The 8,817-nt window shown below is 68.8% G+C and carries 9 protein-coding genes; all 9 read right to left on the minus strand.

The annotated features are described in order from the left end of the window. Positions 1–147 precede the first annotated feature (147 nt). Positions 148–1,365 carry a DivIVA domain-containing protein gene (locus KN815_RS18220; protein WP_216342989.1) on the minus strand — a complete coding sequence of 406 codons (1,218 nt, stop codon included), beginning with the start codon at positions 1,363–1,365 and terminating at the stop codon, positions 148–150. A gap of 49 nt (positions 1,366–1,414) precedes the next feature. Continuing rightward, entirely contained in the window at positions 1,415–1,711 is a 297-nt protein-coding gene (locus tag KN815_RS18225; RefSeq protein WP_014060001.1) for a YggT family protein, read from the minus strand. An 82-nt stretch (positions 1,712–1,793) separates the two neighbouring features. Next, positions 1,794–2,414, minus strand: coding sequence for a cell division protein SepF (locus KN815_RS18230; protein ID WP_014060002.1), 621 nt, complete (start codon positions 2,412–2,414; stop codon positions 1,794–1,796). 123 nt (positions 2,415–2,537) lie between these two features. After that, positions 2,538–3,257: a YggS family pyridoxal phosphate-dependent enzyme gene (locus KN815_RS18235; protein WP_216342990.1), complete on the minus strand. Its 720-nt coding sequence runs from the start codon at positions 3,255–3,257 to the stop codon at positions 2,538–2,540. Positions 3,258–3,260: 3 nt separating this feature from the next. Beyond that, on the minus strand, positions 3,261–4,001 hold the full coding sequence (gene pgeF, locus KN815_RS18240; protein ID WP_216342991.1) for a peptidoglycan editing factor PgeF: 741 nt from the start codon (positions 3,999–4,001) through the stop codon (positions 3,261–3,263). Between the two features lie 43 nt (positions 4,002–4,044). Continuing rightward, positions 4,045–5,280 (minus strand): cell division protein FtsZ, encoded by a 1,236-nt coding sequence (gene ftsZ, locus KN815_RS18245; RefSeq protein ID WP_216342992.1) that lies wholly within the window; start codon positions 5,278–5,280, stop codon positions 4,045–4,047. A 276-nt stretch (positions 5,281–5,556) separates the two neighbouring features. Further along, on the minus strand, positions 5,557–6,354 hold the full coding sequence (locus KN815_RS18250) for a cell division protein FtsQ/DivIB (protein WP_216342993.1): 798 nt from the start codon (positions 6,352–6,354) through the stop codon (positions 5,557–5,559). A 13-nt stretch (positions 6,355–6,367) separates the two neighbouring features. After that, positions 6,368–7,462 (minus strand): undecaprenyldiphospho-muramoylpentapeptide beta-N-acetylglucosaminyltransferase, encoded by a 1,095-nt coding sequence (gene murG / locus KN815_RS18255; protein WP_216342994.1) that lies wholly within the window; start codon positions 7,460–7,462, stop codon positions 6,368–6,370. A 6-nt stretch (positions 7,463–7,468) separates the two neighbouring features. Further along, on the minus strand, positions 7,469–8,817 hold a 1,349-nt coding region (gene ftsW, locus KN815_RS18260; protein WP_372458394.1), incomplete at its 5' end, for a putative lipid II flippase FtsW.

The following is an 8,817-nucleotide window of genomic DNA, read 5'->3' on the forward strand; positions in this document are numbered from 1 at the left end:
CGAAGCCCCTGTTCGGGAAGGGGCGGGTAGGGGAAAGCCCCCCCAACACCCCACCCGCACAGCAAAGGGCCGGGCCCCAGGAGTCTGCTCCTGGGGCCCGGCCCTCGTGATTGCCGAACGCTCCGCGCTAGGCGGCCCGCATCAGTATCAGTTGTCGTCCTCGTCGATGAGGAAGCCCCGCATCGGGCTGGGCGCCTGCTGCATCGGCTGCGGACTCTGCGGCCGCACCGGTGCCATCGGCTGGGTCATCGCGGGAGACATCTGCTGCTGCCCACCGTAGGACGGCCCTCCGCCGTTCGGGTTGTGGCCGCCCATGGTCTGGTTGCCACCCATGGTGTGGCCGCCCATCGAGCCGGCACCGGCCGAGGCCATGGAACCGCTCATCGACGGGGACGGCGGCAGCGAGGCGGTCGCCGGGGTGCGCGGCGGGGCGAGCGAGTCGTCGGCCTGGTTCTCCAACTGGCGGAGCTGGCTCTCCAGGTACGACTTCAGCCGCGTGCGGTACTCGCGCTCGAAGCCGCGCAGGTCCTCGACCTTGCGCTCGAGCGTGGCACGAGCGGACTCCAAGGAGCCCATCGCGACACGGTGCTTCTCCTGCGCGTCCCGCTCCAGCGCGTCTGCCTTGGCGCGGGCGTCCCGCTCCAGGCCCTCGGCGCGGCTACGGGCCTCGCCGACGATCTTGTTGGCCTCGGAACGGGCCTCCGCGATCGCCTGGTCGGCGGTCTGCTGCGCGAGCGAGAGCACGCGCGCGGCGCTGTCGCCGCCCGGGCCCTGACCCGGCTGCGGCAACTGCGGGCCACCGGGGCCGCCAGGACCGCCGGGGCCACCGGGACCGCCCATCGGGCCACCCATGGGACCGCCGGGGCCCATCGGGCCGTTCTGGCCCATCGGGCCGTTCTGGCCCATCGGACCGTTCTGACCCATGGGGCCGGGTCCGCCCTGCTGCATGGGGCCGGGGCCACCCTGCTGCATCGGACCGGGTCCGCCCTGCTGCATCGGTCCGGGGCCGTTCTGGCCCATCGGACCCGCCGGCAGTTGCGGGGCTCCGCCCGGGAGTTGGGGCGGACCACCCATCTGCTGCTGGCCGGGCGGCACCGGCTGCGGTCCGGATATGGCGGCGGGCACAGGTGCGCCGGGCCTCTCCTGCTGTTCGGGAGGCTTGCGCATACCTTGTTGCTGACTCTGGGCGGCGGCACGGGTCGCTGCGGCCAGCTTGGCGCGCAGGTCCTCGTTCTCCCGCAGCAGCCGGGTCAGTTCGGCTTCGACCTCGTCGAGGAAGGCATCGACCTCGTCCTCGTCATAGCCTTCTCGGAGGCGGACGGTCGTGAACTGCTTGTTCCGCACGTCCTCGGGGGTCAACGGCATCTCTACTTCACCTCAACGTAGTCGTCGGCAATCGGCAAGACCGTATCGTTCACACCCTGCTCGCAAAATTGCTCACGACGGTGATCAGGATCCAGACGATGATCATCAGCACGAAGAAGGACAGGTCGAGCGCCACACCCCCGAGACGCAGCGGCGGAATGAACCGCCGTAGCAACTTGAGTGGCGGATCGGTGACAGTGTAGGTGGCCTCGAGGATGACCACCATCGCCCTACCGGGTTGCCACGAGCGCGCGAACTGGAAGACATAGTCCATCACGAGCCTGAAGATCAGCACGATCAGGTAGCAGTAGAGCGCGATGTAGATCACCTGTAGTGCGATGCCCATCCCGCGCGTCCCTCTCCCCTGATTCGTACCCGGCCTTTCGGCCTCGGATGACTCGGTGTTGCCGGTTTGCCGTTTTTGCGTCTCAGCTCTGGTTGAAGAACCCGCCCTCTGCGATACGGGCCTTGTCCTCCGCCGTGACATCGACGTTAGCAGGAGACAACAGGAACACCTTCTGCGTCACCCGCTCAATGCTCCCATGGAGGCCGAACACCAGACCGGCGGCAAAGTCGACAAGTCGCTTCGCATCCGTGTCGTCCATCTCCGTCAGATTCATGATCACGGGAGTGCCCTCACGGAAGTGTTCCCCGATAGTACGGGCCTCGTTGTAGGTCCGGGGGTGCAGTGTGGTGATGCGGTACGGCTCCCGCTCGGACACAACCTTGGGCATGATCACTGGCGCGTTCTTCTCCAAGTTCTGACGTTCAGGTGTGATGGACGCCACGGGGGCAATTCGCGCGGGTCGCCCGGTTTCCACCGCAAGAGGAGCCGGTTCACGTTGTGCGGGAGGGTGGACGACTCGCACAGATTCGCCCCTTTCCGGCCGCGGTTCGGTCTCCACTACCTGATGCCGCCGACGGTCCCGCTCCCGTTCGGGCTCCGGCTCGGGCTCGAAGTCGTCGTCGGGGTCGAATCCCCGGCCGTCGTACCCATCGTCCTCCACGAGGCCGAGGTAGACCGCCATCTTGCGCATCGCGCCGGCCATTCTCTGCGTCCTCCGCTCTGTGGTGGATCGGCTCCGCCACCGGATGCCATGGATCCACGTGGCCAGCCCGCCTTTTGACGGGAATGACCATATTTTCTGCTGTGGTCCGACTTCTTCGCGACGTTACCGGAGGCTGGGTCGGACTCCGAGTACCGCAGTGCCGACGCGCACATGTGTCGCTCCCGCCGCCACGGCTTCCTCAAGATCCGAGCTCATCCCCGCCGAGACCATGTTCGCAGCCGGATGAGCCACGCGCAGGCGGGATGAGATTTCCAGCAGCCGGTCGAACGCCGCCCGCGGCCGCCCCTCGTAGGGGCCCGCCAGCGGGGCGACGGTCATCAGTCCGTCGAGCCGGAGTCCTTCGGCCTCGGCCACGGACTCCGCGAGCCGTTCCACTCCGCCCGGTCCCACGCCCCCGCGTGCTCCCCGTTCATCGGAGTCCGCGTCGAGCGCGACCTGAATCAGGACGCCCATCTCCCGCGCGGCCCCCACAGCCGCACGGGAGAGCGCATCGACCAATCGCTTACGATCGACAGATTGCACCACATCGGCATAACTCGATACGGAACGCACCTTATTGGTCTGCAATTGCCCGACAAAGTGCCAGATCAACGGCAGATCCGCGCATTCCGCGGCTTTGGGGGCGGCTTCCTGATCGCGGTTCTCGGCGACATGCCGTACGCCGAGTTCCGCGAGCAAACGGACATCGCTCGCCGGATAGGTCTTGGTGACCACGATCAGGGTCACCTCTTCGCGCTTGCGACCGGCCTCGGCACAGGCGGCAGAGATACGTTCCGTCACCCGGGCCAGATTCGCGGCCAGTTCACTCTTGCGATCCGTCACAGCTCAGCCGCCCAACCAGACGTAGCTCGCGAGCCGCCCCGTGGTGTGCTCGCGCCGGTACGAGAAGTGGTCCGCCGACTCCAGAGTGCAGATGTGAGATTGTCCATCCTTCTCGTCCATCCGCACACCGGCACGGACCAGTTGGGCCCGCACACCGGCCGCCACATCCACCGCCGGGGTACCCCACCGGGTCTCGGCCCACGCCTCCGGCACGCTCTGCGCGACATCGGCGCGCATCTCCGCGGGGACCTCATAACAGCGGCCGCAGACCGCGGGGCCGGTGCGGGCGACGATCCGGGCGGTCTCGGCGCCCTGTTCGGTCATCGCCTTGACCACCGCCGGGACCACTCCGGCGACCAGTCCCGGCCGGCCCGCGTGGGCGGCGCCGACGACTCCGGCCACCGGATCGGCCAGCAGCACCGGGGTGCAGTCGGCGGTGAGGACGGCCAGGGCAAGCCCCGGACGCCGGGTCACCACCGCGTCCACCGCCGGAATCTCACCGTCCGACCACGGTCCGTCGACCACCGCGACGTCCCGGCCGTGCACCTGGTTCATCCATACGACGGCCGCCGGGTCCAGGCCCATCGCCTTGGCGGCCAGTTCGCGGTTGGTCCGTACGGCCTGGGGGTCGTCGCCGACCGCCCCGCCGAGATTGAGCTCTTCATACGGAGCGGCGCTCACCCCGCCCCACCGGTCGGTGAAGGCGAAGTGCGCGCCGCTCGCGTCGTGCTGTTGCGCTATCACGTCTGATTCACTTCAAAGTCGCCGTCGAGCCATGCCGGACGGCTCACTTCAGGAAGTCCGGGACGTCCAGCTCCTCGGCCTGGCTCTCCGGGTAGGGACGGGCCGGCGGGACCTGGGGGTGCGGGGTGGGCACCGGGGGCGGCGGCACCTCGGCGACCGGGGTCGGGTCCGCCGGGGCGGACTCCTCGTCCCGCGAGGTGACGCTGCCGAGTCCGCCGAAGGACGGGCGGCTGTTCTCCTGACCGGACGGACGGCTCGAGGAATTGCCGGATCCCTCTTCGCGGCCGCCGCTGTAGGAACCCAGCACCTTGTCGCGGTTCTTGGGGGGCGGCTGACCGCCGTCGAAGCCCGCCGCGATCACGGTGACCCGGACCTCGTCGCCGAGCGCGTCGTCGATCACCGCGCCGAAGATGATGTTGGCCTCGGGGTGGGCGGCCTCGCTCACGAGCTGGGCGGCCTCGTTGATCTCGAACAGACCGAGATCGGAACCGCCGGAGATGGAGAGCAGCACGCCCCGGGCGCCGTCGATGGACGCCTCCAGCAGCGGCGAGGAGATCGCCATCTCGGCGGCGGCCACCGCACGGTCGTCGCCGCGGGCCGAGCCGATGCCCATGAGCGCCGATCCGGCCTCGGACATCACGGACTTGACGTCAGCGAAGTCGAGGTTGATCAGACCCGGGGTGGTGATCAGATCGGTGATGCCCTGAACACCCGACAGCAGCACCTGGTCGGCCGACTTGAACGCGTCGAGCACGCTCACCTGGCGGTCCGAAATGGACAGCAGCCGGTCGTTCGGGATCACGATGAGGGTGTCGACCTCGTCCCGCAGACCCGCGATGCCGTCCTCGGCCTGATTGGCACGGCGGCGGCCCTCGAAGGTGAACGGGCGGGTGACCACGCCGATCGTCAGGGCGCCGAGCGAGCGGGCGATATTGGCGACCACCGGCGCACCGCCGGTGCCCGTGCCACCGCCCTCACCCGCGGTCACGAAGACCATGTCGGCCCCCTTGAGGACCTCCTCGATCTCCTCGCGGTGGTCTTCGGCGGCCTTACGGCCGACATCCGGGTTGGCGCCGGCTCCAAGGCCCCGGGTGAGCTCACGGCCGACGTCCAGTTTGACGTCCGCGTCACTCATCAGCAGGGCCTGTGCATCGGTGTTGATCGCGATGAACTCGACGCCCTTGAGCCCGACCTCGATCATCCGGTTGATGGCATTCACGCCACCGCCGCCGATGCCGACGACCTTGATGACTGCGAGGTAGTTCTGCGGTGCTGCCACGTCGAAGGCCTCTCGCCTCGAGTTACGTGTCGTCACCCCGCCGTTGCCGCGGTGCGCCGACTGATGCCGAATGGGACGGTTCCGATTGCCGACCCCAACCCTAACGCTGAAGTTTAGGGTTACCAGTGCCTCTGTTTCCCGGACTCTTCGGAACAGGACACTAAGTCGACAAGTGGCGCGCGTTCAATGAACACGCCGAACCTCCCGCTTTTCTTTTCACCCTATGTGATCACCCAGTGGGCTAGCCAACCAGGGTGCTGGCCTGCCGCTATCAGGTCAACTGCGAGACACCGCCGGAGCGCTCGGCGCACTGACGTCGAAGTGGTCCGCGGCCGGCTGCGCTTTCATCAGTGCGGTGAGCGTCTTCGCCTTCGCCTCGCCTCGCTCTCCGCTCCCCCAGGCGATGGTACGGCCTCCGGTCAGCTCAAGGGTGATCGAATCGTACGAGCGGACCCGGAGGGAACGGGTGTCCTGGCGGACCTTCTCGGGGAGTTGGGTGACCACCCGGACCGCCTCGCGGCGCAGTGCGGTGGGGCCGAAATGGCGCGAACTCGGCGACCGGTCCGGCTCCATTTCCAGCACCGGAACCCCCTTCGGACGCTTGCTCACGGTCGAGAACCGGACTCCCGCGGCGTCCACTTCATGGAACTTCCCGCCCTCTTCGACAATGGCTTCGGGCCTGCGTTCCGTCACTACCAGACTGATGGTGTGCGGCCATGACCGGGATACGTCCACTTTTGCAATCCGCGGCAGCCGCTCGCGCAACCGGTGTTCGATCGCCGCCGTGTCCACCGCCACCATCGGGGTGTTCAGCGGAACATCGGCGGCGGAGCGCACCTCGTCGGCGGTGAGGACGGTGGTGCCGGTGACCCGCACCCGCTCGGCCCGCAGCCAGCTCGAGCCGTAGAGGAGCCAGACCGCGCCGGCGCCGAGCAGGGTCACCGCCACCGCCGTCACCAGCAGGGGGCGGCGGCCGGGCAGCCGGAACCTGCCGCCCGGCCGGCGGAAGCGTGGGGGCGGGCCGGACGGAGTCGTCCTTCGTGCGCCGCGCTCGGCGGTCGACGGTCCGGCCACGCTCCCTGCCTTCTCACGCCTGGCGGCGTGCGCTGATCGCCTCGTACACCATGCCGACCAGCAGCTCGTCGGCGTCCCTGCGGCCGAACTCGGCGGCCCGGCGGGACATCTCGTACAGCCGGTGCGGGTCGCCGAGCACCGGCAGCACATTGCCCTGAATCCACTCGGGGCTCAGCTCGGCGTCGTCGACCAGCAGTCCGCCGCCCTCCTTGACCAGCGGCTGGGCGTTGAGCCGCTGTTCGCCGTTGCCGATCGGCAGGGGGACGTAGGCGGCCGGGAGCCCGACGGCGGACAGTTCGGCGACGGTCATCGCGCCCGCGCGGCAGAGCATCATGTCGGCCGCGGCATACGCGAGGTCCATCCGATCCAGGTACGATACCGGGATATACGGCGGCATTCCGGGCATGTTGTCCACATGCGGCAATTCGTTTTTCGGACCGACCGCGTGCAGCACCTGGATCCCGGCGCGCTGGAGGAACGGCGCCACCGCCTGGACCACCTCGTTGAGCCGGCGCGCACCCTGTGATCCACCGGAGACCAGCAGCGTCGGCAGGTTCTGGTCGAGCCCGAAGGCCGCGCGGGCCTCGGGGCGGACCGCCGCCCGGTCGAGGGTGGCGATGGAGCGGCGCAGCGGGATGCCGACGTAGCGGGCGTTGCGGAGCTTGCTGTCGGGGGTGGAGACCGCCACGTACTTGGCGTAGCGCGAGCCGATCTTGTTGGCGAGCCCGGGGCGGGCGTTGGCCTCGTGGACCACGATCGGCACCCCGAGCCGCTTGGCCGCCAGATATCCGGGCAGCGCCACATAGCCGCCGAAGCCGACGACACAGTCGGCCTTGGTGCGCTCCAGGATCTGCTCGGCGGCCTTGATCGTGCCGCGCAGCCGCCCGGGGACGGTGATCAGCTCAGGCGTGGGCTTACGCGGCAGCGGTACGGCCGGGATGAGCCCGAGTTCATAACCACGCTCCGGTACGAGCCGGGTCTCGAGCCCACGCTCCGTTCCGAGCGCCGTGATCCCCACGGTCGGGTCCTGCCTCCGCAGGGCGTCCGCGAGGGCGAGCGCGGGCTCGATGTGGCCGGCGGTCCCCCCACCGGCGAGTACGACATGCACCGAAATTCACCGCTCTCCGGACGGCCGCCTCTTGACGGGCCGTCGCATCGTCTTCCGTCTCACCCGAGCCAGCTTCTTCCGCAAAGCAGGCTGCCGCATGGCCAGCGCCGCTCGCGCACCGGGCTCAGCCCGTGCGAAGGCGATCAGCAGGCCGACGGCGAACATGGTCGGCAGCAGGGCGGACCCTCCGTAGGAGAACAGCGGGAGCGGAACCCCGGCGATCGGCAGCAGACCGAGCACCGCACCGATATTGACCACGGCCTGGGCCGTGATCCAGGTGGTCACACCTCCCGCGGCGTACCTCACGAAGGGGTCCTCCGTGCGTCCGGCCACGCGGATACCCGCATAGCCTAGAGCCGCGAAGAGAACGAGAACCGACAGCGTCCCCGCCAGTCCGAGTTCCTCCCCGGTAATCGCGAAGATGAAGTCAGTATGCGGTTCGGGTAGTTCGCCCCATTTCTCCATACTTGCCCCGAGTCCGGATCCGAACCAGCCGCCGTTGGCGAGCGCGTAGATCCCATGGACAGCCTGCCAGCACTGATCGTGCGCACCGGGCTCGGTGGCGCCGATGCAGGCGAGCCGGGACATCCGGTTGGCGCTGGTCTTGATCAGCAGCATGCCGATGGCCCCTGCGAAGGCGAGGACGCCCACGAAGAGCCGGGTGGGGGCGCCCGCCAGCCAAAGCAGGCCGAAAAGGATCGCCGTGAGAATGATCGCGGTGCCCATGTCCCCGCCCAGCATGATCAGGCCGAGCAGCATCCCGGCCGCGGGCACCAGCGGGACCAGCAGATGCTTCCACTGGGCCAGCAGCCGCTTGTCCTGTTTGCGGGCGAGAAGATCGGCACCCCATAGGACGAGCGCCAGCTTGCCGAACTCACTGGGCTGGAGCAGGAACGGGCCGCCGAAGGAGATCCAGTTCCGATTGCCGTTGACCGCGATGCCCATGCCCGGGACCTGCACCAGACACATCAGGAAGACCGAGACGGCGAGCAGCGGATAGGCGAAGGCGCGGTGCAGTTTGATGGGCATCCGCACCGCGAGCAGCATCAGCGCGCCGCCGAGCGCGGCGGCGAAAAGCTGTTTGCGGAAGAAGTACGACGGTGAGAGCCCGGACTGGAGCGCCTTGATCTGGGAGGCGGAGTAGACCATGACCAGACCGAGCACCAGGATCAGCAGCGAGCCGCCGAGCAACAGGTAGTACGCGGTCAGCGGACGGTCCCACGCCCTCCGGAGGCGCTGCTGGAGCCCGCGCAGCGCGGCCAAGGCGTTTCCCCTCGACGGGCGGCGCGGAGGGCGGGAGGCGCCCGCTGCGCCGCGCGGACGGGCCGGGGACGGCGCCCTGCCCTTCGCCCGTA

Source organism: Streptomyces niphimycinicus (assembly GCF_018883605.1).
Lineage (GTDB): Bacteria > Actinomycetota > Actinomycetes > Streptomycetales > Streptomycetaceae > Streptomyces > Streptomyces niphimycinicus.